This is a genomic window from Microbacterium sp. GCS4 (genome assembly GCF_001262495.1).
Taxonomy (GTDB): Bacteria; Actinomycetota; Actinomycetes; order Actinomycetales; family Microbacteriaceae; genus Microbacterium.
Map to the genome: position 1 here is coordinate 1,206,906 of NZ_LGYE01000001.1, position 24,077 is coordinate 1,230,982.

Annotated in this window: 20 protein-coding genes; 5 read left to right on the plus strand and 15 right to left on the minus strand. The window is 69.0% G+C overall.

What is annotated here, in order from left to right:
- Positions 1-4: 4 nt before the first annotated feature.
- The 5 genes from rpoB to AKH00_RS05905 form a co-directional block, all read right to left on the minus strand.
- On the minus strand, positions 5-3,505 hold the full coding sequence (gene rpoB / locus AKH00_RS05885) for a DNA-directed RNA polymerase subunit beta (protein WP_050721703.1): 3,501 nt from the start codon (positions 3,503-3,505) through the stop codon (positions 5-7).
- Positions 3,506-3,795: 290 nt separating this feature from the next.
- Positions 3,796-5,523: an ABC transporter ATP-binding protein gene (locus AKH00_RS05890; RefSeq protein ID WP_442922373.1), complete on the minus strand. Its 1,728-nt coding sequence runs from the start codon at positions 5,521-5,523 to the stop codon at positions 3,796-3,798.
- Positions 5,523-6,488, minus strand: a complete 966-nt coding sequence (locus AKH00_RS05895; RefSeq protein ID WP_050721704.1) for an ABC transporter permease — start codon at positions 6,486-6,488, stop codon at positions 5,523-5,525. Before AKH00_RS05895 ends, AKH00_RS05890 begins: the two co-directional genes overlap by 1 nt.
- A gap of 34 nt (positions 6,489-6,522) precedes the next feature.
- Positions 6,523-7,527, minus strand: coding sequence for an ABC transporter permease (locus AKH00_RS05900; protein ID WP_050721705.1), 1,005 nt, complete (start codon positions 7,525-7,527; stop codon positions 6,523-6,525).
- A gap of 134 nt (positions 7,528-7,661) precedes the next feature.
- Positions 7,662-9,335: an ABC transporter substrate-binding protein gene (locus AKH00_RS05905; RefSeq protein ID WP_050721706.1), complete on the minus strand. Its 1,674-nt coding sequence runs from the start codon at positions 9,333-9,335 to the stop codon at positions 7,662-7,664.
- A 169-nt stretch (positions 9,336-9,504) separates the two neighbouring features.
- Between AKH00_RS05905 and AKH00_RS05910 the strand changes: the two genes are divergently transcribed.
- Positions 9,505-10,425, plus strand: coding sequence for a sugar kinase (locus tag AKH00_RS05910; protein ID WP_050722079.1), 921 nt, complete (start codon positions 9,505-9,507; stop codon positions 10,423-10,425).
- A gap of 38 nt (positions 10,426-10,463) precedes the next feature.
- Here AKH00_RS05910 and AKH00_RS05915 read toward each other — a convergent pair whose 3' ends face one another.
- The 6 genes from AKH00_RS05915 to AKH00_RS05940 form a co-directional block, all read right to left on the minus strand.
- Positions 10,464-11,345, minus strand: a complete 882-nt coding sequence (locus tag AKH00_RS05915; protein ID WP_050721707.1) for a transcriptional regulator — start codon at positions 11,343-11,345, stop codon at positions 10,464-10,466.
- A gap of 123 nt (positions 11,346-11,468) precedes the next feature.
- Complete coding sequence (locus AKH00_RS05920) at positions 11,469-12,344, minus strand: MurR/RpiR family transcriptional regulator (protein ID WP_050721708.1); 876 nt, start codon at positions 12,342-12,344, stop codon at positions 11,469-11,471.
- Positions 12,345-12,358: 14 nt separating this feature from the next.
- Complete coding sequence (locus AKH00_RS05925) at positions 12,359-13,861, minus strand: glycoside hydrolase family 3 protein (protein ID WP_050721709.1); 1,503 nt, start codon at positions 13,859-13,861, stop codon at positions 12,359-12,361.
- Entirely contained in the window at positions 13,858-14,691 is an 834-nt protein-coding gene (locus tag AKH00_RS05930; RefSeq protein WP_050721710.1) for a carbohydrate ABC transporter permease, read from the minus strand. Before AKH00_RS05930 ends, AKH00_RS05925 begins: the two co-directional genes overlap by 4 nt.
- Entirely contained in the window at positions 14,688-15,665 is a 978-nt protein-coding gene (locus AKH00_RS05935; protein WP_050721711.1) for a carbohydrate ABC transporter permease, read from the minus strand. Before AKH00_RS05935 ends, AKH00_RS05930 begins: the two co-directional genes overlap by 4 nt.
- Positions 15,666-15,687: 22 nt before the next feature.
- Positions 15,688-16,986 carry a sugar ABC transporter substrate-binding protein gene (locus AKH00_RS05940; protein WP_050721712.1) on the minus strand — a complete coding sequence of 433 codons (1,299 nt, stop codon included), beginning with the start codon at positions 16,984-16,986 and terminating at the stop codon, positions 15,688-15,690.
- A 155-nt stretch (positions 16,987-17,141) separates the two neighbouring features.
- Between AKH00_RS05940 and AKH00_RS05945 the strand changes: the two genes are divergently transcribed.
- From AKH00_RS05945 to AKH00_RS05960, 4 genes are all read left to right on the plus strand, one after another.
- On the plus strand, positions 17,142-18,398 hold the full coding sequence (locus AKH00_RS05945) for an LCP family protein (RefSeq protein ID WP_050721713.1): 1,257 nt from the start codon (positions 17,142-17,144) through the stop codon (positions 18,396-18,398).
- A 31-nt stretch (positions 18,399-18,429) separates the two neighbouring features.
- Positions 18,430-19,290, plus strand: coding sequence for a spermidine synthase (locus AKH00_RS05950; RefSeq protein WP_050721714.1), 861 nt, complete (start codon positions 18,430-18,432; stop codon positions 19,288-19,290).
- A gap of 100 nt (positions 19,291-19,390) precedes the next feature.
- On the plus strand, positions 19,391-19,918 hold the full coding sequence (locus tag AKH00_RS05955; protein WP_050721715.1) for a hypothetical protein: 528 nt from the start codon (positions 19,391-19,393) through the stop codon (positions 19,916-19,918).
- Positions 19,919-19,974: 56 nt separating this feature from the next.
- Positions 19,975-20,463 (plus strand): SprT-like domain-containing protein, encoded by a 489-nt coding sequence (locus AKH00_RS05960; RefSeq protein WP_050721716.1) that lies wholly within the window; start codon positions 19,975-19,977, stop codon positions 20,461-20,463.
- An 11-nt stretch (positions 20,464-20,474) separates the two neighbouring features.
- Here the strand turns inward: AKH00_RS05960 and AKH00_RS05965 are convergent, their stop codons facing one another.
- The 4 genes from AKH00_RS05965 to AKH00_RS05980 all read right to left on the minus strand — a co-directional run bounded on the left by AKH00_RS05965 (position 20,475) and on the right by AKH00_RS05980 (position 23,996).
- Positions 20,475-20,978 (minus strand): DUF3054 domain-containing protein, encoded by a 504-nt coding sequence (locus AKH00_RS05965; protein WP_082297427.1) that lies wholly within the window; start codon positions 20,976-20,978, stop codon positions 20,475-20,477.
- Between the two features lie 63 nt (positions 20,979-21,041).
- Entirely contained in the window at positions 21,042-21,698 is a 657-nt protein-coding gene (locus tag AKH00_RS05970; RefSeq protein WP_050721717.1) for a 2-phosphosulfolactate phosphatase, read from the minus strand.
- A gap of 67 nt (positions 21,699-21,765) precedes the next feature.
- On the minus strand, positions 21,766-23,238 hold the full coding sequence (locus AKH00_RS05975) for an ABC transporter permease (protein ID WP_050721718.1): 1,473 nt from the start codon (positions 23,236-23,238) through the stop codon (positions 21,766-21,768).
- Complete coding sequence (locus AKH00_RS05980; RefSeq protein ID WP_050721719.1) at positions 23,235-23,996, minus strand: ABC transporter ATP-binding protein; 762 nt, start codon at positions 23,994-23,996, stop codon at positions 23,235-23,237. Before AKH00_RS05980 ends, AKH00_RS05975 begins: the two co-directional genes overlap by 4 nt.
- Positions 23,997-24,077: the final 81 nt, after the last annotated feature.

Here is a 24,077-nt window from a genome sequence, read left to right on the forward strand (position 1 = left end):
GCGTTTAGATCTCGTCGATCGAGGCGGCCTCGAAGCGGCTGGAGATGTTGATTCCGAGCTCCTCCGCTGCGCGGAAGGCCTCGTCGTCGGTGTCACGCAGGTTGACAGCCGTGCCGTCGGCCGAGAGGACCTCGACGTTCAGGCAGAGGGACTGCATCTCCTTCATGAGCACCTTGAAGGACTCGGGGATGCCGGGCTCCTGGATGTTCTCGCCCTTGACGATCGCCTCGTACACCTTGACGCGGCCGAGGATGTCGTCGGACTTGATCGTGAGGAGCTCCTGGAGCGCGTACGCCGCACCGTAGGCCTCGAGGGCCCACACCTCCATCTCACCGAAGCGCTGGCCACCGAACTGCGCCTTACCACCGAGCGGCTGCTGGGTGATCATCGAGTACGGACCGGTGGAACGCGCGTGGATCTTGTCGTCGACCAGGTGGTGGAGCTTCAGGATGTACATGTAGCCCACGGAGATCGGCGCCGGGAACGGCTCGCCGGAGCGGCCGTCGAACAGCTGCGTCTTGCCGCTCGAGTCGATCAGGCGCACGCCGTCACGGGTCGGGGTCGTGGCGTCGAGGAGACCGGAGATCTCCTCCTCGCTCGCACCGTCGAACACCGGGGTCGCGACCTTGGTGCCGGGCGCGGCCTCGAAGGCCTGCTCGGGCAGGCGAGCCGCCCACTCCGGGGTGCCCTCGACCTTCCAGCCCTGCTTCGCGATCCACCCGAGGTGGGTCTCGAGGACCTGGCCGAAGTTCATTCGACCCGGGATGCCGAGCGGGTTGAGCACGATGTCGACCGGGGTGCCGTCCGCGAGGAACGGCATGTCCTCGATCGGGAGGATCTTCGCGATGACACCCTTGTTGCCGTGGCGGCCGGCGAGCTTGTCGCCCTCGGTGATCTTGCGCTTCTGGGCGATGTAGACCACGACGCGGCGGTTCACGCCGGAGCCGAGCTCGTCGTCGCCGTCCTCGGCGTTGAACTCCTTGACCGCGATGATCGTGCCCTGCTCGCCGTGAGGCACCTTCAGGGAGGTGTCACGGACCTCGCGGCTCTTCTCGTTGAAGATCGCGCGGAGCAGGCGCTCCTCGGCCGACAGCTCGGTCTCGCCCTTCGGCGTGACCTTGCCGACGAGGATGTCGCCGGGGCGGACCTCGGCACCGATGCGGATGATGCCGCGCTCGTCGAGGTCCTTCAGGAGCTCCGGGCTGACGTTGGGGAGGTCACGCGTGATCTCCTCCTTGCCGAGCTTCGTGTCGCGGGCGTCGACCTCGTACTCCTCGATGTGGATCGAGGAGAGGGTGTCGTCCTTCACCAGGTCCTGGCTGAGGATGATGGCGTCCTCGAAGTTGTAGCCCTCCCACGTCATGAACGCGACGAGGAGGTTCTTTCCGAGGGCCAGCTCGCCGTTCTCGGTGGCGGGGCCATCGGCGATGACCTCTCCGACCTCGACGCGCTCACCGGCGCTGACGACGACCTTCTGGTTGTACGACGTGCCCTGGTTGGAGCGGTCGAACTTGCGCAGGTGGTACTCCTGCGTGCCGCCCTCGTCGAGCATGACGATGACGCGGTCCGCGGAGACCTCGGAGACGACACCGGCCTTCTCGGCGGTGAGCACGTCACCGGCGTCGATGGCGGTGTAGCCCTCCATACCGGTTCCGACGAGCGGCGAGTCGCTGCGCAGCAGCGGCACGGCCTGACGCTGCATGTTGGCGCCCATGAGCGCGCGCTGCGCGTCGTCGTGCTCGAGGAACGGCACGAGCGAGGTCGCGACCGACACCATCTGGCGCGGCGAGACGTCGATGTAGCCGATCTCCTCGGGCAGGAAGAGGTCCACCTCGCCGCTGCCGCCCTTGGGGCGCGCGAGCACGTGGCTCTCCGTGAAGCGGCCCTTCGCATCGAGCGGCGCGTTGGCCTGCGCGATGTTGAAGTCGACCTCCTCGGATGCCGTGAGGTAGTCGATGTGCTCGGTGACGACGCCACCCTCGACCTTGCGGTACGGGGTCTCGATGAAACCGAAGGAGTTGATGCGCGCGAAGGTCGCGAGAGCACCGATCAGACCGATGTTCGGGCCTTCAGGGGTCTCGATCGGGCACATGCGGCCGTAGTGCGAGGGGTGGACGTCACGGACCTCGACGCCGGCGCGGTCGCGGCTCAGACCACCGGGGCCGAGAGCCGAGAGGCGGCGCTTGTTGGTCAGACCCGCGAGCGGGTTGTTCTGGTCCATGAACTGCGACAGCTGCGACGTTCCGAAGAACTCCTTGATCGCGGCGACGACGGGGCGCACGTTGATCAGGGTCTGCGGCGTGATCGCCTCGATGTCCTGCGTGGTCATGCGCTCGCGGACGACGCGCTCCATGCGGGACAGACCGGTGCGGACCTGGTTCTGGATCAGCTCGCCCACCGCGCGGATGCGACGGTTGCCGAAGTTGTCGATGTCGTCGGTCGCGATGCGGATCTCGGCCTGCTTGCCCGAGCGGACGCCGTCGAAGGTCTCGACGCCGGCGTGGATGCGCACCAGGTACTTGATCGTCGCGACGATGTCGGCGACGGTGAGCACCGAGTCCGACAGCGGCGAGTCGAGGCCCAGCTTGTGGTTGATCTTGTACCGGCCGACCTTGGCGAGGTCGTAGCGCTTCGGGTTGAAGTAGAAGTTGTCGAGCAGCGCGCGGGCGGCCTCGGCGGCCACCTGCTCGCCCGGACGCAGCTTGCGGTAGATGTCGCGGAGCGCATCTTCCTTCGTGACGATGGTGTCCTTGGCCAGGGTCTCCTCGATCGAGGGGAAGCCGGCGAACTCCGCGAGGATCTCCTCGCTCGTCATGCCGAGGGCCTTGAGGAACACGGTCACCGACTGCTTGCGCTTGCGGTCGATGCGGACGCCGACCTGATCGCGCTTGTCGATCTCGAACTCGAGCCATGCACCGCGGCTCGGGATGACGCGGGCCGACACGATGTCCTTGTCGGACGTCTTGTCGGGGGTCTTGTCGAAGTAGACACCGGGCGACCGGACGAGCTGCGACACGACGACGCGCTCGGAGCCGTTGATGATGAACGTGCCCTTGTCGGTCTGGAGCGGGAAGTCGCCCATGAAGACCGTCTGAGTCTTGATCTCACCGGTGAGGTGGTTCATGAACTCGGCCTCGACGTACAGAGGGGCGGCGTACGTCTTGCCGCGCTCCTTGCACTCCTCGATCGAGTACTTCTCGGGCTCGAGGTAGGGGTTCGTGAACGAGAGCTGCATCGTCTCGCCGAGGTCCTCGATCGGGGAGATCTCCTCGAAGATCTCGCCAAGGCCGGAGACCTCGTTGACGTCGGTGCGACCGGCCTGCTTGGCCTCCTCGACACGCGCCTTCCAGGCGTCGTTGCCGACGAGCCAACCGAAGGACTCGGTCTGCAGGGCGAGAAGGTCGGGGACCGTCAGCGTGTCGGAGATCTTGGCGAACGAGAGGCGGGATGCTCCGCGTCCGTTCTTGGTGGTGGTGGATGTGGATGCGTTGCGAGCAGCAGCCAAGGGAATAACCTCCGTGAGCCCCGCAGGGCTTCTCGATTCCTTTGTCGTCAGGTGGAGTGCGCGCTCGAATGCTCAACGAGATGCCGACCACCATATGAGGGCACGGAGAAGCGAGCGCAACTACCAACTATAGACGCGATTGTGCGACATGGCAAGCGCAGTCCTTGACCAATTTCGGATGCTGCGGTAAAAGCCCGCTCCCCACCCGTCCCCACCCGTCTATTTCTGCCGAACGACGCAAACAGAGGGTCCGTCTCTGCCGTTCGGCAGAAATAGCGGGGCTTGGGAGGTCAGGACGCGATGTTCAGCTCGTTGCCCGGGATCGAGGCGAGGAGGCGACGCGTGTACGGGGCGCGCGGGTTGGTGAATATCTCCTCCGAGGAGGCGGCTTCGACGAGAGAGCCGTCCTTCATCACGCACACGTAGTCGCTGATCAGTCGCACCACCGCGAGGTCGTGCGAGATGAACAGGTAGCTGAGCCCGTACTCGCGCTGCAGGTCGCCCAGCAGCGTGAGGATCTGATCCTGCACGAGCACGTCGAGCGCCGACACGGGTTCGTCGCAGACGATCAGATCGGGCGAGAGCGCGAGAGCGCGGGCGATCGCCACGCGCTGGCGCTGACCACCGGAGAGCTCGGACGGGTAGCGACGCAGCATCGACTGCGGCAGCGCCACGTCGTCCAGCAGCTGACGGACGCGCTTGCGGCGATCCGCTCCGCTCCCCCGCCGATAGAACTCCAGGGGCTCGGAGATCAGCCGCTCGATCGTGAACATCGGATTCAGGCTCGAGTAAGGATCCTGGAAGATCGGCTGGACGCGCTGGCGGAAGTCCTTCGTCTCCGCTCGGCTCAGCGACGAGACGTCCTTGCCCTCGAAGCGGATGAGGCCGCTCGTGGGCTCGATGATCTTCAACAGCATCCGCGCCGTCGTCGTCTTGCCCGAGCCGGACTCGCCCACGATCGCGACGGTCTCCCCGCGAGGGATCGCGAGGGACACGTCGTTCACCGCGACGAAGTCCTCCTTCTGTCCCCGCACCGGGTACACCTTCGTGAGGTTCTCGATCTCGACGATGTTGTCGGCGCGGCCGCGTTTCGTCTCGTCGCTGCGCTCCTCGCTCGACGACCGGTCGACCTCCGACGGCTGCTCGGCGACGTGAAACGCCTCCGGCCGCAGCCGCGCGGCCGCGACCGAGGGCGCCGCCTTCACGAGGGACTGGGTGTAGGGATGCTGCGGAGCCTCGAGGATCTGCCGCGCGGGCCCCTGCTCCACGACCCTGCCGCGGTGCATCACGACCACGCGCTCCGCGCGTTCCGCCGCGAGGCCGAGGTCGTGGGTGATGAGCAGCACCGCGGTGCCGAGCTCACGAGTCATGGCGCCGATCTGATCGAGGATCGTCTGCTGCACCGTGACGTCGAGAGCGCTGGTCGGCTCGTCCGCGATCAGCAGTCGCGGCTTGCACGCCAGGCCGATCGCGATGAGCGCCCGCTGACGCATGCCGCCGGAGAACTCGTGCGAGTACTGCTTCGCGCGCCGCTCGGGATCGGGCAGACCGGCCGCGGTGAGCGCCTCGAGCACCTTCTCCCCCACGTTCTGCCGGGTGGCGAGTCCGTGGGCGAGCAGTGTCTCGGCGACCTGCGTGCCGATCTTCGCGACCGGATTGAGGTTCGACATCGGGTCCTGCGGGACCAGGCCGATGTCGCGACCGCGGATCGCACGCAGCTCGTTCTCGGGAGCGTGGGCGATCTCCCGGCCGTCCAGGCGGATGCTCCCGGCGGCGACGCGGCCGCCCCCGGCGAGCAGGCCGATGATCGCCATCGCCGTGGTCGACTTGCCCGAACCGGACTCGCCGACGATCGCGACCGTCTCGCCCTCCGCGATCTCCAGGTCGACGCCCTCCACGGCGTGGACGACGCCGTCCATGGTGCTGAAGTCGACCGCGAGTCCTTCGACGGACAGCAGGGGTGCGCCCGGCATCCGATTCTCCTTCGTGTCGTACATGTCGTCTCCCGTGTCGCGCATCATCGCGCCCTCGTCCGGGGATCCATGGCCTCGCGCAGCGCCTCGCCGAACAGGGTGAACCCGAGCGCGGTGACCGCGATGCAGATGCCGGGGAAGAACGCCAGCCACGGCGCGATCGACAGCTCGTTCTGCGCGTAGGTCAGCATGCGCCCCCACTCCGCGGTCTCGGGGCGCCCGCCGCCGAGCCCCAGGAACGACAGCGCGGCGGCGTCGATCACGGCGGTCGCGAGGGTCAGCGTGCCCTGCACGATGACCGGTCCGATCGCGTTCGGCAGCACGTGCGACATCGTGATGCGACCGCGTCCGAGGCCGAGCGTCTGCGCCGAGAGCACGTAGTCGCTCGACCGCTGCTGCAGCATCGACGCGCGCAGCAGTCGGGCGAAGATCGGCACCTGCGAGGCACCGATCGCGATCATCACCGCGAACGGGGTCTGGCCGAGGATCGCCGCGATCGAGACCGCGAGCAGCAGGTTCGGCACCGACAGGATGATGTCGACCACGCGCATGATGATCGTGTCGACCCAGCCTCCGAAGGTTCCGGCGACGAGCCCGAGCAGCATGCCGCCGACGAGTCCGAGTGCGGTCGAGATGACGCCGACGAGCAGGGACGCCTGTGCGCCCCAGATCAGCTTCGACAGCACGTCGCCGCCGAAGCGGTCGAGACCGAGCGGGAACTCCGGCAGGTCACCTGGTCCGGGGATGTACGTCGGCGTGATGGACTTGGCTCCGGGGAGCGCGGTCTCGGGGTACGGCGCCAGGATCGGCGCGAGCACCGCGACCAGCAGGAACGCGAAGACGATCGCCGCGCCGACCCACGCGGTCGGGTTGCGACGCAGACGGCGGAACACGTCCCGCCAGAATCCGCCTGGTCCCTCTTTCAGTCCGGCCTGCGCGACCGCGACCGTGTCGACGACCTCGCCGCCTGCCGCGGACGGACCCTGTGCCGGGGGGAGCGAGACGCTCATGACGTCGCCTCCTTCAGATAGACGAGAGCGGCCATCACTGCACCCGCACTCTCGGATCGATCAGGCTGTACGACACATCGACCGCCAGGTTGATGAGCGCGTACGCGATCGCGATGAAGATGATGAACCCCTGGAGCACCGGGAAGTCCCGCGTGAAGATGGCCCTCGCGAGGAACGAGCCGATGCCGGGGAACGCGAACACGGTCTCGGTGAGCACCGCGCCGGAGATCAGCAGACCGGTCTGCAGACCGATCGTCGTGACGACCGGCAGCATCGCGTTGCGCAGGATGAACCTGTTGCGCAGCGTGGAGGCACCGACGCCCTTCGCCCTGCCCGTGCGCACGTAGTCCGCGTTCTGCACCTCGAGCACGCTGGCCCTGGTGATGCGCACGATGATCGCGAGCGGGATGGTGCCGAGCGCGAGCGCCGGGAGGATCAGGTGCAGGATGGCATCCCACGAGGCGTCGAACTCCCCGGTGATGATGCCGTCCCAGACGTAGAACCCCGTGGGATGGGTCGCGTCTATCCTCGGATTCTGCCGTCCGTCCGAGGGCAGCCACCCGAGCTGCACCGCGAAGACGTACTTGAGGATGAACGCCAGGAAGAACACCGGGATGGTGATGCCGATGAGGCTCAGCACCACGGAGGCGTGGTCGGTGAACTTGCCGTGACGTCGAGCAGCCCAGTATCCGAGAGGGATGCCGACGCCGACCGCGAAGATGAGAGCCATGACGCTCAGCTCCATCGTCGCCGGGAAGCGTCGGAAGAACTCCTCCACGACGGGACGATTCGTCTGGATCGAGGTTCCGAAGTCCCCTTGGAGGAGACGTCCGACCCAGACGAAGTACTGCTCGAGGATCGGACGGTCGAAACCGTACAGCTCGTTGATCCGGGCGACGGCCTCGGGGGTCGCCTTCTCACCGAGGAGGGCGACGGCCGGGCCGCCGGGAAGGGCCCTGACCCAGGCGAACAGCAGGATGCTGAGACCGACGAGGGTGGGAATGAGGAACAGCAGTCGCCTGCCGATGGTGCGCAGCACGAAGAACTCCTATCACTCGGTCGCACACCGGTCGTCGAGCGAGGAACCGAGTGACGAGACGAAACGCGTCCCCGCGGGGAGAGCGCGTTTCGTCTCGCTTCGCTCGCTCGACGACCGGATGTGACCGGTGGCCGTTACTTGGTGAGGACGATGTCCGTGAAGACTTCGTCGTTCACCGGGCTGGCCGGGTAGCTCTTCACGCGCGAGTCGAACGCGAGGGTCGGTGCCGGGTGCGCGAGCGGGACGCCGGGGATGAACTCCGCGACCATCTCGTTGATGTCCTCGTACAGCGCCGTCTGGTCCTCGAGGCTCGGGACGCCACGCGCCTCCGTCAGCTTCTGGAACAGCTCGGGGTTGTCGAAGCCCCACTCCGCGCTCTGCTGGCCGAAGAACACGCCGACGAAGTTGTCGGTGTCGTTGTAGTCACCGGTCCAGCCGAGCAGGTGGATGCCGTGATCCGGCGTACCCGTGATGCGGTCGAGGTACTCGCCCCACTCCTGCGACACCGGCGTCGTCTGCACGCCGACCTCGGACAGCTGCGAGGACAGCACGGTGAAGATCTGCTCGGGGTCCGGCATGTACGGACGCGAGACGTTGACCGGGTAGTTGAAGTCCAGCGCCAGCGGGTTGGCCTCGGTGTAGCCGGCCTCCGCGAGCAGCGCCTTGGCCTTCTCGGGGTCGTAGTCGTACGTCGTGACGTCGGGGTTGTAGCCGTTGACCGTGTCGGGCACGAACTCGATCGCCTTCTCCGTGCCCTCGGGCAGGACCTGGCTGATCAGGGCGTCCTTGTCGATCGCGTACGAGAGCGCCTCACGGACCTTGGGGTCCTGCAGCTCGGGGAGAGCCTGGTTGAACGCCAGGTAGAGAACCGTGAACGGCGGACGCGAGACCATCGTGAAGCCGTCGTCCTCGAGCGCCTTGGTGTCGGCCGGGCCGACGAGGTCGTAGCCGTCGATCGAGCCGGACTCGAGCGCCTGGCGACGCGCCGTCGGGTCGTCGATCGTGCGGAAGATGATCTCGTCGATCTGTCCGGCCTCGCCCCAGTAGTCGCCGTAGGCCTTGAGCGTGACCTGCTCGCCCGGCGCCCACTCCTCGAACTGGTAGGGGCCGGTGCCGACCGGGTGGCCCATCGCGTACTCCGAGAGCACGGGCGCCTCGGCGGTGCCGCTGACGTCGTCGGCGCCGAACTCGGCCATCGCCGAGGGGCTCTGCATGCCGAAGGCGGGCAGCGACAGGGAGGCGACGAAGCCGGCGAACGGCTTGTTCAGGTCGATCGTGACGGAGTAGTCGCCGTCCGGGGTGCACGACTTGTAGACCGCGTTCGCGGGGTCGGACGCGTAGCCCTTGAAGAGCTTGTTGTAGTAGTAGCCCAGAGCCTCGGATGCCGCGAGACCGGTCCAGTTGTACCAGCGGTCGAAGTTCGCGCACACGGCCTCGGCGTTGAACGGAGTGCCGTCGTGGAAGGTCACGTCCTGCTTGAGCGTGAAGGTGTGGCTCATGCCGTCCTCGGACGACTCCCACTTCTCGGCGAGCAGCGGCGCGGGATCCGCCGTGCCGGGCTCGGTGCCGACCAGTCCCTCGAAGATCTGGCGGGAGACGCGGAAGGTCTCGCCGTCCTGAGCGAAGGCGGGGTCGAGGCTCGCAGGATCCGACGACGCCGCGAACACGAAGGTGCCGTCGACGTCTCCGGATGCTCCGCCGTCGTCGTCTCCGCGTTCGCTGGCGACACAGGCTGACAGGACCAGCGCGGCCAGCGCAGCTCCGGTGACGACGGCGAGACCTCGCCGACGCGTGATCGAGTGGTGCATGTGTATGACCTTCCCTGTGGGGCGCTTCCTTGCGCGATCGGGGTGCTTTCACCCCGGCTCACGGTGATTCCTACGAACGTACCCAGGCGATCCACAGATGCCAAACACCGGCATGTTGCAATCCGGTATCGACTCCCCGGCCGCACGGCGATCCGGTAATGTCCAGATCGTGCCCGACACGTCTCCCCTCGCCGTGTGCGTCGGCGAGGGTCTGATCTCGCTCATCCCCGCCACCGCCGCCCCGCTCGAGGACAATCGCACGTTCCATCGCTCGCTCGCCGGAGCCGAATGGAACACCGCGATCGCCCTCGCCGCCGCCGGTGTGCGCAGCGCCGTCGTGTCGCGAGTGGGCGACGACGGCTTCGGGCGGTTCCTCACTGCGGAGCTGCGCCGACTCGACGTCGACGCGAGTGCGGTGCAGGTCGATCCGCACGCGCCGACCGGGTTGTACGTCAAGGAGCTGTCGACGCGACCCGACGGGTCGATCGACGGCATGATGCACTACTACCGCGCGGGGTCGGCCGCAGCCGGGCTCTCGCCCGACACGCTCGCCGCGCCTGCGGCATCCGCCCTGCTCGCCGAGGCCGCCCTGGTGCACACCTCGGGGATCACCCCCGCACTGTCGGGCTCCGCACGGGCAGCGCAGGACGCGCTGTTCGCCGAGGACGCGCCCGCGCGGATCCGGAGCTTCGACGTCAACTGGCGCCCGGCACTATGGCGCGGCCGCGAGGAGGAGGGGCGCAGGGTCGTCGCCGGATACGCGCACCGCGCCGACGTCGTGTTCTGCACCCGCCCCGACGGCGACGCCGTGTTCGGGACCGACGATCCGGACGCGCTGCGCGCGCTGCTCCCCGAGCCGCGTTTCCTGCTCGTGACCGATCCGCAGGGTGCCGTGGCCTTCGATGGCGACGAACGTCAGCAGAGCGACGCCCTCGATGTCCCCGTGGTCGAGACGATCGGCGCGGGAGACGCGTTCGCCGCAGGATACCTCGCCGGAGTGCTCACCGGTCTGTCGCTGAGCGGAAGCCTCGCACGAGCGCACCGCATCGCGACGCGGGCACTGACGAGCACCCGCGACCACATCGACTGACGCACCTGCGCCGACGAGGCCGCCCCGGAGATCGCGCGTCACCACTCCCAGTCGATCGAGATGCTCCCGGGTCCGAAGTCGAACTCGACGTGCGACGCTGTCGATCCATTCAGCACCAGGGGATGCGAGCGGGACGACGATGCCGACGAGATGAAAGCGGTGCAGCGCCTGGGGATGCAGGCCGGGTCGAAGATGACGGCGAGCCCCACTTCGACCTGACGTCGCGGCGCGACGACGGTGAATCCCGAGGCCCGGTCGTCTCCGTCGTACTGACGATCGAAGGACTCGCGCTCGGTCAGCGCGAGCTCTCCCTTCGGGATCGGGGAGTCCAGCCGGAGGGTCGCCCGCATCAGACGCGCGTCCATATCCGCTACGACATCGGTCAGCTCGCATCCGATCTTCCCCCGCACCCGAGGTGGCCGCGACTCCGAGGGATCGATGCCGAAGAACACGGTGACGCGCTGCGCCTCATCCACTCTCGCCTGCCAGAGCGTGCGGTTGACGGTGCCTCGGATCCGCCCGCGGGCGTCCAACGAGACGACTATCGACCCCGACCTCTCCGAGAGGTCCCTGACCGCCTCCTCGTCTGCCAACCCACCGAGGTCCTCGCCGCTCAGCTCCGCGAACGTCGCATTGCGATCCTCCGCAACCCGCACACGGGGTCGAAGCGTGCTGACGAGCTCTCCGGACGCCACACCCAGGATGTCCTCGAGCTCGGGGACGATCTCCCAGGCGACATCCGTCCTCGGCGTGCGGACCCCGTTCTGCCACACCGACAGGCTGGCGACGCTGATGTCGTACCCGCGCTCCTGCAATCTCTGGCGGATCGCGCGCAAGGACAGCCCTCGCCGGCTGATGGCGGCACGCAGCGCCTCGGCGAAGTCGACGCGCGAGTGCGCGCCCTGCGCGTCGTGCTCCATCGCTCCCCGCTCGTCCGTGCCGCCTCCTGTCGAGGATCGTACATCGGACCGGGCATCGGAAGGAGCCGGAGGTGCCGTTACGCCCGTGAGCGAGTGAAGCGGTGCTCGCGGCGCGGTCCGATGTCAGCGTCGCGGGGCGCGACGTCGCGTCGCGGCCGCCTCGTGCGTGAGCTGCAGCGGGATCGCGACGGGCTCGCCGCGCAACTGCACCACTCGGACGAAGAGGATGTCGACGAGCGCGAGCTGCGCGATCCTGCTCGACATCGCCGCCATCCGGAACGGCGACTCCTGCGCGTAGGTCAACAGCACGACATCGGCGGCGAGGGCGAGCGACGAGTCCGGGACGCTCGTCACGGCCACGCTCAACGCACCGGCGTCGCGGGCGACCTCCACCGCGCGCACCACCTCCTGGGTCTCCCCGCCGTGGGAGAAGGCGATCGCCACATCCTCCCGCGTCCGCAGCGACGCCGCGGTGAGGGCGAGGTGCGGATCCGCGGAGTGTGCGACCGAGCATCCGATGCGCGACAGCTTCTGCTGCAGGTCCTGCGCCGTGAGCGAGGATGCGGCCTGCCCGAAGACGTCGACGTGCCGGGCCGCGACCACCGCCCGGGCGACCCGGTCGAGCGCCGCGGCATCGAGACCGAGCGCGGTCTTCTCGATCGCGTCGATCTCCTGCGCCGCGAGCTTGGCCGCGATGGCCGGTGGCTCGTCCTCGGGGTCGATCGCGGTCGTGTCGAGACTGAAACGGGCCTGCTGCGCCTGCGCGAGCGTCACGGTGCGGGCCACCGCGACGCGCAGCTCGCGATAGCCGCTGAAACCGAGCGACTGCGCGAAGCGCGCGACGGTCGACAGCGACGTGTTGCACAACCGGGCGAGGTCGTTGATGGCGAGGTCGACGACGAGCGTGGGGTCGCCGAGGATCGTCTCCGCGACCCGTGCCTCGGCGGCAGTCAGGCGGGGGATCGATCGGCGCACCAGCGCGAGAACGTCAGCGTCCACGGTGCCATCCTGCCTCAGTCGACCCGACCTGCGCTCACCCGAGAGGGGAAGGATGCTCCGCGCAGGCGCTCCCCGGCGATCTCGGCGCCGATCCGGCTGGCCGCTCCGACCTGGACGACCGGGAGCGGCAGCTCGTGCTCCGGGGCCAGCCCGACGTTCACGACCACCGCGCGCGGATCCCGCTGCGCCGCCCTCTGGACGAGGTCGCGCTGCGCGGCATCCGCCTCCGGACGGTCGACGAGGATCACGGTCAGTCCGTCAGCCGCGACCGCGGCGTCGAGCGCGGCGTCCTGCTCCTCGATCGAGGCGCGGGCGACGTCGAGACGCTGCCGGTGGTCGCCTTGCGCGAGCGCCTCCGCCACGAAGGAGGAGGCGCTGTCGACGGCGAGAGACGATCGGCGGCGGGCGTCCACCACGGCGAGAGCGACGGCGTCGGCGACCGCCCCGGTGACGGCAGCACCGACCACGGCACGTGCGTCGAACGGCGGGGCCTCGACGGCCCCGGCGCCGCGCGCGCGCAGCTTCGCAGCGAGAGTCGTCACGCGGGCGGCGGCCTCCTCGACGCGCTCGCGCGGGAGCGATCCGTCGCGCAGCGCCGTGACGATGCCGTCGCGCGCCGCGCGGAAGTCGCGCTCGTCCTGGTCGGCCAGCGCGGCATCGCCGGGGTTCGTGGGGTTGCCGATGCACAGCAGGTCGGCGCCGGCGGCGAGAGCGAGCGCCGCTCCCCCGCCGATGCCGACGGTCTCGCGGATCGCCGCCATGTCGAGCGCGTCCGTGATGACGACGCCGTAGAAGCCCCACTCGCGCAGCATCCCGAGCACCCGCGGGTTTAGCGTGGCGGGCGCCTCGCCCCACGCGGGGACGACGATGTGGGCGGTCATGATCGAGTCCACTCCCGCGTCGATCGCGGCGCGGAACGGCGCGAGGTGCGCGCGCTCGAACTCCTCGAGGTCGAGGGTGATCTCGGGCAGCGAGTGGTGCGAGTCGAGGTGCGTGTCGCCGTGGCCGGGGAAGTGCTTGACGCACGCCGCGACCCCTCCGCGCTGGATGCCTTCGACCTCTGCGACGGCATGCCGCGAGACGAGCGACTCCTCGCTGCCGAACGAGCGCACACCGATCACCGGGTTCCGCGGATCGGTGTTGACGTCCGCCACGGGTCCGAGCACGACGTTGCCGCCGATCGCGGCCACGCGCCGCGCGAGCTCGGCTCCGGTCGCGCGTGTGGCCGCGAGATCGTCGAGCTGTCCGAGCTGGGCGGCGCCGGGAAGGGTCGAGCCCGTCGCGGACTCGAGCCGCGTGACGCTGCCGCCCTCCTCATCGATGCCGATCAGGGCGTCCGGGTTCGCTTCCAGGATCGCGTCGCTGAGCGCCGACAGCCCCTCTCCGATGTTCTGCCCGAAATACACGACCCCGGCGAGTCCGTCGCGGAGCTCGGCGAGCAGCCACTCCGGAGCCTCGGTGCCGAAGAAGCCGGGCCACAGCACTCGGTTCGCGAGCCGCTCGAGGTCGTCGCTCATCCCTTGACCGCTCCCGCCACCATGCCGGCCGAGAGACGGCGCTGCACGATCACGAAGAAGATCATGACCGGGAGGGTGATGATCGTCGACGCGGCCATGATGCTGCCCCAGTCGTTCGCGTACAGGCCGAAGAACGACTTGAGCCCGATCGAGACCGTGTACTGGTCGGTCTGCGCGCCGAGGATCGTCATCGCGAAGATGAACTCGTTCCAGGCCGTGATGAAGCTGAAAATGCTGGTCGCGACGAGACCCGGCATCACGAGCGGCAGCAGGATCGAGCGGAACATGCGCCACCAGCTCGCGCCGTCGATGTACGCCGCCTCCTCAAGCTCCACCGGCACTGCCGCGACGAAACCGCGCAGCATCCAGATGCCGAAGGCGAGCGACAGCGCCACGTACACGACCATGAGTCCCAGGATGCTGTTGAGCAGCCCGAGCGTCTTGACCTGGAGGAACAGCGGGATCACGAGGGCCTCGAGCGGCACCATCTGCACCACGAGGATCATCATCAGGATCGTGGTGCGGAACTTGAACTTGAACCGGGCGACGGCCACGGCCGCGAGCAGGCACACCAGGGCGCTCACGAGGACCGTGACGAGCGCCACGATCGCCGAGTTCCGGAGGAAGGTGCCGAACCCGCCCTCGGTGAGCACGAAGGCGAAGTTGTCGAAGGTGAACTCCTGCGGGAGCAGCGACTGCCCACCCGACGACGCCTTCTTGTCGAAGGCGCTGGAGACCATCCAGTAGACGGGGAACAGCGTGAAGAGTAGGACGGCGGCGACGCCGATCCCGACGCCGATGCGCGAACGGAGCCTGGGGCGCGGGTTCACAGCTCGTCCTCCTTCATGAGGGAGCGGATGTAGACGATCGTGATGCCGATCAGCACGAGCGTGAGCAGCACGGCGAGCGCCGCACCGAAGCCGTAGCGGTTCTGCCCGAAGGACTCCACGTACGACCACACGCCGAGGTTGAGCACCTGACGGTTGCCGCCGCTGCCGCCGGGCATCAGGTACACCTGCGCGAAGACCTTGAAGTCCCAGATGGTCGACAGGATGATGACGACCGAGAATACGGGCTTGAGGGTCGGGAAGATGATCTTCCAGAAGCGCGTCCACGCACCTGCTCCGTCGAGGGCAGCCGCCTCGAGCATCTCCTTGGAGACGCCCAGGAGTCCGGCGAGCACCGTGATCGCCACGAACGGGAAGCCGTGGTGCACGACGTTGAGCAGGACGATGGCGTAGAACGACCACTGGTTCGTGAACCAGTTGACCGAGCCGTCCATTAGACCGAGGTCCTTGAGCACGGTGTTGAAGATGCCACGGTCGGCATCGAAGATGAAGGTCCAGACGTACGTGCCGGTCACGGCGGGCATCGCCCACGCGACCATGATGCAGCTGGAGACGATGGTGCGCCACACCGGGCCGAGGCGAGCGAGCAGCAGCGCGACGAGCGTGCCGACGGCCACGGTGACGAACACGGCGACGGCGGCGAAGCCGACGGTGTTCGGCAGCACCACCGTCCAGAGGGTCGGGTTGGTGAGCGCCTCAGCGTAGTTCTCGAGGCCGATCCAGTTGCTCTCCCCCGTGTTGATCTCGCGCAGACCGTAGTCCTGCAGGGAGTAGATGACCACCTGGACGAGCGGCCAGAGCATGAGCACCGCGAGGATGATCAGCCCGGGAGCGAGGAGGAGCCAGGGGCGGGCCGTGATCAGCGAGAGGCCCCGCTTCTTCGGCCGGCCGCCGGCCACGGAGGCGGAGGTGGACTCCGCCTTCGTGGCCGGCAGTGGCGCTTGCACCATCGACATGAGGTGATATTGCCTAACTGTCTTACTGGTTGAGGAGGTCGGTCATCTCCACGGCGGCGTCCTTCGTCGCGGTCGCGACGTCCTTCTGCCCGCTGAGGATGGCCTGGATCATGGCGTTGGTCGTCTTCTTGGCCTGGACGGCTCCGAAGTTCGGGGTGACCGGCACGGATGCGCCTCCCTCGACCATCTGCTCCGCGAACGGCGCGACCAGCGGGTCGGTCGAGGCGAGGGCCTCTTCCATAGCCGACTGGACGCCCGGGAAGTATCCGGTCTCGTTCGCCCACTTCTCGGCGAACTCGCCCGTGGTCATGAGCTGCACGAACTTCCATGCGAGGTCGGCGTTCTTCGTGGTGTTGAACACCGACAGGTGCGAGCCGCCGAGCACGGACGGGGCGATGCCGCCGTCCTCACCGGGGATCACGGCCGCGCCGATCTTGCCCTCGAGGTCGGGGTTCGCCTCGATCAGCGCCTTCGGGGTCCACGAGCCCGAGAGCATCATGGCGACGTTGCCCTGGGTGAACGCGTCACGCAGGTCGGTCTCCTTCCAGGTGGTCGCACCCGCGGAGGAGAAGCCGTGCTCGGTCGCGAGACCTGTGTAGAACTCGATGCCGGCCTGCGACTCCGCGCTGTCGAGCTCGCTGGTCCACTCGCCGCCCTTCTGCGTAGCGACCTCGCCGCCCGCGCCCCAGACCCAGGGGTAGACCTGGAACTCGGCGTCGCCCGGGACCGGGAACGGCAGCATGTCGGGCTTGGCGGCCTTGATGGCGTCGCCCGCGGCGACGATGTCGTCCCACGTCTTCGGGGCTTCGAGGCCGAGCTCCTCGAACACGTCGGTGCGGTAGACGATCGAACGGACACCGGCGTACCACGGCATGCCGTAGAGCTCGTCCTCGTAGGTGCCGGCGACCGCGAGACCCTCGACGAGGTCGTCGCGCAGGCCCTTCTCAGCGTCGACATAGGAGTCGAGCGGCTCGAGCGCGCCGGCGTCGGCGAACTCCGCGGTCCAGGTGGTGCCGGTCTCGGCGACGTCGGGGGTCGTGCCGCCGGCGATCGAGGTGACGAACCGGTCGTGGGCGTCGGCCCACTGGATCTCCTCGATCGTGACCGTCGCGCCGGTCTCGTCCTCGAAGGCCTTCGAGACCTCGTCGTAGAAGGCGCTGGAGTCGGGGTTGGTGCCCTTCATGATCCAGACGGTGAGCTCCTGGCCTTCGCCGTCGACTGCTCCGCCGTTGTCGCCGCCGGTGCTTCCGCCGGCGCAGGCCGCCAGGCCCAGGGTGGCCACGGCGCCGAGCGCCACGACCGGAAGGATGCGCTTGTGCATCAGGGATCTCCTCTTTGAACGTCCTGGCGGCATCGGGGTGCCTACCACGTAGGAAAAAGTATTCACGACTAACAAATTTCCTGCAAGTTATTCTCAGAAACGTCACGCAGCCGTAACATCAGGCGTCGTCAGGGTTCCCGGGTAGGCTCTGCGGCATGTCAGGCGCCCTCGACGATCCGAGACGGTCCACGGTCGCGCGTCACGCGACTCTCCCGACACCCACAGCCTTCTCATCCTTCCTCAAGATCCTGGGGATCTCTCTCAGCGTGCTGCTGGTATCGGCGGTCGCCGTGGCCGGGTTCGTCGCGAGCGACCTGCTGAACCGCGTCGGCGAAGGTGCGGTCGCTCTCGAGGGCTCGGGCGAGGTCGCCCCTCCCTCGCTCGGCGCCTACCCCGACGACAAGGCGTTCAGCATCCTGGTCGTCGGAACCGACGAATGCGGCGAGATCACGACGCAGCTGCTCGGAGAGCGCTGCGAGGATCAGGACGGCGGCGTGCGCAACGACGTCAACCTCCTCGTGCACGTCTCGGCGGCACCGCGCAACGTCACCGTGGTGTCCTTCCCGCGCGATCTCATGGTCGAGGTGCCGGAGTGCACGAAGGACGACGGCTCGACGGCGTCGTCGATGTCGAAGGCGCCGCTCAACTCGGTGTTCGAACACGCGGGCGTCTCCTGCGTCGCGAAGACCGTCACGGGGCTCAGCGACATCCCGATCGAGTTCGCCGCCAAGATCAGCTTCGACGGTGTGATCGAGATCACCGACGCGATCGGCGGAGTCGAGGTGTGCGTCGCCGGAGACGGCATCCGCGACTCGCAGGCCGGCATAAACCTGCCCGTCGGAACCCACACGGTGTCGGGCGCCGACGCCCTCGCGTTCATCCGCACCCGTCACGGCGTGGGGGACGAGAGCGACCTCGCGCGCATCTCGAATCAGCAGCAGTACATGTCGCGCCTGGCGAAGAAGATCCTCAGCGCCGAGACCCTGAGCGACCCCTCGACGGTGCTGCGGCTCGCCAACACGGTCGCCGACAACATCGTGCCCAGCGAGTCGCTGAGCAACCCGCTGACCCTGAGCCAGCTCGCGCTCGCGCTCAAGGACGTGCGATTCTCGGACTTCGTGTTCGTGCAATACCCCAACCTCGACGACCCGGACAACCCCGGAGTCAAGGTCGTGCCCGACGAGTCAGCGGCAGAACCGCTGTGGGCGGCGCTCGCGGCGGGCGAGCCGATCACGCTGTCCGGCGACGTGGCGACGAACGACAGCGTCGAGCTCTCGACACCCGACCCCGCACCCGACGACGCGGCCGCGACGCCCGACGCCACGGCGGCCCCGCGCGCCACCCTCCCGCCCGAGATCTCGGGGCAGAGCGTCGACCAGGAGACCTGCTCGGTCGGCAACCAGTCACGCTGATCGCCGGCCGCGGAGCGCGTAGTCTCGGAGCATGGGCAGGACTCGCGCACGGGATACGGAGCACCCGCAGGCACGGCTCGACCACGGCGGCCTCGCGCGCATCGTCCCCTCCGACTTCACGAACGGCTTCGAGCTGATCGTCGACGACACCCCGCAGTCGCACGTCGACCTCGACGACCCCACGCACCTGCACTTCGAGTACATCGTGCGGATGGGCGCCGTGATCGACCAGCTGCCCGACGGCCCCCTCACTGCCGTGCACCTCGGCGCCGGCGCGCTCACGATCCCCCGCTACGTCGAGGCCACTCGTCCCGGTTCGCGCCAGCAGGTCATCGAGCTCGAAGCGCCGCTCGCGGCCCTCGTGCGCGAGCACCTGCCGCTCCCCCGCGGCGCAGCGATCCGCGTGCGCATCGGAGACGCCCGCGAGGGAGTCGGACGTCTGCCCGCCGCGCTGCAGGACAGCAGCGATCTCGTCGTGTCCGACGTCTACTCCGGGGCGCAGACCCCCGCGCATCTCACCAGCGTCGAGTTCTACCGCGAGCTGCGTGCTCTGCTCGCCCCCGCCGGCGTGCTCCTCGTGAACGTCGCCGACGGACCGGGACTCGCGTTCGCGCGGCGCCAGGTCGCGACGATCGCCGAAGTGCTCCCCGAGATCGGCGTGCTCGCCGACACCCAGGTGGTCAAGGGCCGACGCTTCGGCAACCTCGTGATCGCCGCCTCCGCCTCACCGCTGCCCACGGAATGGCTCCCGCGGATGCTCGCCGCAGGACCGCATCCCGCGAAGATCGCGCAGGGAGCCGAGGTCGCAGCCTTCATCCAGGGGGCACGCCTCGTGACCGATGCGGACGCCGTCGCCTCGCCGCGTCCCGACGCCTCCCTCTTCCTGCGCTGATCCGCGGACCTGATCCAGATGCGCGCGTCCGGGGCGTGCCGCCCCGGCGTTCGCGGCCTCGGAAGGCACACTGGTCTGGGGATGCTGCGGAAGGAGAGCAATGAGTGTCATCCGAGGATACGACCGGGACAGTCTTCGCGAACTGGTCGATCCCGAGGAATGCGCGGCGCGGCTCGCGGAGATCGAGAGCCAGCGCAGCCTCCCCGCCCTGCTCGAGCGGGTCTTCCTCCTCAAGGTGCTGAACCGCCTCGACGAGGCACTCGCGCTCGCCGACGACACCGTGCGTCAGGCCCGCATGGCCGGCACCCGCAGAGACGTCATCCGCGCGCGCGTGCTGCACGCCACGGTGCTGCAGAACCGCCGGGCGCACGCGGCGGCCGAGCAGGAGCTCGCGACCTGCGCGTCCGAGGCGGAGGGCCAGAGGTGGGTGTCGATCGCCGCGTTCGCACACCACCACCACGGCCGGAACGCCTACGAGGCGGGTGACTACGACACGGCCCGCGAGAGCTTCAAGCAGTCCCTGTTCCTGCGCCGGGAGGCCGGAGCGGACGACCGCGAACTGGAGACCGTTCTCCTCGCGATCGAGGCGGCGGAGCGCCGACGCTCCTCGGAGCTCCTCGCAGGCTGAGATCATCCGGGTCGACCCTGCCCCGCGATGTCGGCGGCATGGCTTAGCCTGAGCGCATGGCGGAACTGGAACGAGTGCGCGTCTGGGGCGAGGCACTCATCGCGATGCACCTCGACGACACCTGGTCGTTCGGCTTCGACCATGCGAAGAGACGTGCGGGGCAGTGCGACTACTCCAAGAAGCGCATCACCGTCTCGCGATACCTCGCCGCGCGGTTCGACGACGACGAGATCCATCAGGTGCTGCTGCACGAGGTCGCGCACGCGCTGGCCGGTCACGCCGCCGCGCACGGCCCGACGTGGAAGCGCGTGGCGCGCGACCTCGGCTACGTCGGGGGCACGACGCATCACGGCGAGACCGCGGTCGAGCTCGCACCCTGGGTCGGCAGCTGCCCGGCCGGGCACGTGACCTACCGGCACCGTCGTCCGACGAGGGCCACCTCCTGCGCCCGATGCTCACGGAGCTTCGACGCGCGGTACGTGTTCACCTGGACCCGGCGCGAGATCGGCGCCGACGTGCGACTCGCCGCGCAGATGTCTCGCTGACCCGCCCGACGTCAGGGGCGACGATCGGTCCCGTCGGAGTCGGGATGCGTCGCCTCGGGACGTTCGTGAGCGTCTGCGTCCGCGATCATCGGATCGACGATCGGGTCGTCTTCGGCCGGTTCCGCTGAGGTGCGCACGTCATCCGCGTCAACTCCGCGCGCTGCGCGTCGGCGGAGGAACGCGGCGACCGCCCGCCATCCCACGAGCAGCACACCCAGCGTGATCGTCGCGACGATCACGAAGGCGATCTGCGCGGTGTCGCCCGACACGAGGCGAAGCAGGATGCCGCCCACGACCGTCACGACCCACACCACGACACCCCACAGCAGCGACCACGGTCGGCGCGGACGCGCGGGCAGCAGCGCCGCCACGAGGTGCCCGAGCAGCAGAGCGACGAGGAAGGGCCAGGCGGTGACGAGGAAGCCGCCGGGGTCCTCCTGATGCGAGGCGCGGCCGATGACCGCGAAGACGAGCACGAAGACGGCGTCGAGTATGACCGCGGGGACGTACCTCATGTCCCGACCCTACGATGCGCCTGCGACTTCACGCGCAGGACTCACCCGAACGGGGCCGACGCCTCAGTCGAACGCGACGAACTCCCCGTCACGCAGCACCGGGACGACGTCGAGCGCGTCGATCTCCGCCGCCGCGGCCGCCGTGGTCGGCGTGATCCCCGCCTCCGTCATGCGCTCGGTCGCCGACACTCCCTCGGCGATCTCGCGCGCGGACCCGCTGGCGCTGATCATGTGACGCAGAGCACGGCGCAACGCGCGGAACCCCTCGGCTGCGACCGCGGCGTCGGGGGCCGTGTGGTCGATGCCACGGCTCGTGAGGGCGTCGATCACCGCGCCGGCTCCGAGGTGGTCCTCGACGGCGAAACGCAGCACGCCGTCGGCGTCGGACTCGCCCGCCGCGATGACCGCGACCGAGGTGCGGGCCTGGCGGCGCTCCTGCAGGGTCGTGATCGCCGTCGCGACGGCGGTCGCGTTGCGGATCCCTCCCACGAGCACGATCGCGTCGCCGGCGGCGGCAGCCACGGCGGCGCCGTTGCGCGACCAGCCCAGAGCCCCATCGAGGGCGACCGATGCGCCGGCTGCGACGGCATCCGCGACGGTCGAGGAGAACCGCAGCACGTCGATCACCACGACGATGTCGGCCGGAGCCAGACGGGCGAGCCCGTCCGTCCCCCAGTCGAGGCGCACCTGATACGTGGACTGGTCGAAGGGCGTCGGCATCCGTCCAGCCTAGGGCGCGACGACACCCCCGCCCTCCGGAGAAGGCGAGGGTGTCGAAAGATGACGGTCAGTCCGCGGCCAGGGCCTCGACGGGCGCGACCCGCGTCGCGAGCCGCGTCGGCGTCGCCGCGGCGACGAGCGTGAGCACCGCGGTCGCCACGACGATGATGACCACGGGCAGCCACGGCACGTGCGGGGCGACCAGTCCCGCCGGCTCGAAGTCGGGCAGCGTGGGCGTCGACCCCAGCAGCGACTGCGCCGCGATCCACCCGTACACGACTCCGAGGACCAGACCGGTGAGCGTCGCCGCCACCGTGATGTGGGTCGCTTCCAGCAGCACCATGCGACGGACCTGCGCGTTCGACAGACCGATCGACCGCAGCAGCCCGAGTTCGCGACGGCGCTGCACGACCCCGATCGTGAGGAGGTTCACGAGCCCGACGGCGGCGATCACGGCCGACACGGCGACGAGCACCATCATGACCCCGGCGAAGGCGTCGAAGGGTGCGAAGAACTCGTCGGGGATCGACCCCTCGGACTGACCGATCAGCATCTGCTTGACCGACTCGAGCGCCACGGCGAACATCGTCACGAGCGTCACGCCCATGACCACGCCGATCGCCATGCGCGAGGACCGCTCGGGGTAGCGCAGGGCGTTCTCGGCCGCGAGCTTCGCGGTGGCGCTCGAGCCGAACATCCGCCCCACGAGCCGCAGCACCGGGGGCATGAACAGCACCGAGCCGAGGGCGAGGCCGGTGAACGAGAGCAGGCCGCCCACGAAGGCGACGGCGACGCCGATCGGGTGCAGCAGCCCGACGACCACGCCGGCGGCGAGCAGCAGCGCTCCGGTCACGAGCAGCACCCACGCCCCGATGTGTCGGCCCGCGCGCGATACCTCGTCATGAGTGCGCTCCACCGAGCCCCCGATCGCCTGCAGCGGGGTGACCGTCAACACACGACGCGACCCCGCCCATGCGGCCGCCCACGTCGTGAGGGCGACCCCGACGGCGGGCAGCGGCACGAACGGCTGCGCGAGCGTGAAGTCCCCCGGCACGTTCGCGATCAGGGAGGATCCGATCTGCACGCCGATCGCCGCGATGCCGACGCCGACGAGAAGCCCGAGCGCGGCGCCGATCACGCCGACCACGAGACCCTGACGCCCCACCTCCGCACGCTGCGACCGCGCGGTCGCCCCGATCAGGCGCATCAGCGCGATCTGCCTGGTCCGCCCCGCGATGATGGTCGAGAACGTGTTGGCCGTGACGATCGCCGCGACGTACATCGCGACGGCGGTGAGCAGCACCGAGAGGAGTCCGACGACGACCGCGAGCGTCTCGCTGTCGCCGATGAACGGATCGGCCTGCAGCACGGCGCCGAGGTACGCGGTGGTCTCGACGAGCACGACGCCGAAGGCGGCCGACAGCGCCGCGACGAGGAGGCTGGCACCCATCCCCCGATCGCGCAGCCAGGCCAGGCGCGGAGCGGTCGCCGCGCTCTCCGGCACGATCGTGCGCGTGAGCGGTGCGGCGACGGCGCTCATGCCGCCACCTCCGCGGCGAGCATGTATGCCGAGATCTCCTCGGCGGTCTGCCGCGGGTGGTCGGCGACGATGCGGCCGTCCCCGAGGAACAGCACCCGGTCGGCGTGGCTCGCCGCGATCGCGTCGTGCGTGACCATCGCGATCGACTGGCCGTGCTCGCGGCTCGCGGCGGCGAGCAGCCGCAGCACCTCGCGGCCGGTCTTCGAATCGAGATTGCCGGTGGGTTCGTCGGCGAACACGAGGTCGGGCGCAGTGGCGAGTGCACGGGCGATCGCGACGCGCTGCTGCTGACCGCCCGACAGCTGGTGCGGGCGGTGCTGCAGACGGGCACCGAGGCCGAGGGTGTCGATCAGTCCGTCGATCCGCGCCTTCTCGAGGGCGCTGGGTCGCCGGCCGTCGAGCTCGAACGGCAGCATGATGTTGCCGAGGGCCGTGAGCGTGGGCACCAGGTTGAACGCCTGGAAGATGAAGCCGACCCGGCGCCGACGCAGGATGGTGAGGTCGAGGTCACCGAGGCCGGTGATCTCGGTGTCGCCGATCCAGGCGCGGCCCCCGGTCGGCGTGTCGAGTCCGGCCATGATGTGCATGAGCGTGGATTTGCCGGAACCGGAGGGTCCCATGATCGCGGTGAACTGCCCACGACGGATGCCGACGCTGATGTCGTCGAGCGCGTGGACCGTGCCCTCGCCCGAGCCGTAGGTCTTGGTGAGGTGCTGGACGCGGGCGGCGAGCCCGAGGTCGGTGGTCGTGATCTCCATGTCACCGACGCTATTTCCGGCCCCGCGCCGGGCGCGTCGGCCTGTCGACGCATCCCCGTACATCTCGAGGATGATCCCGTC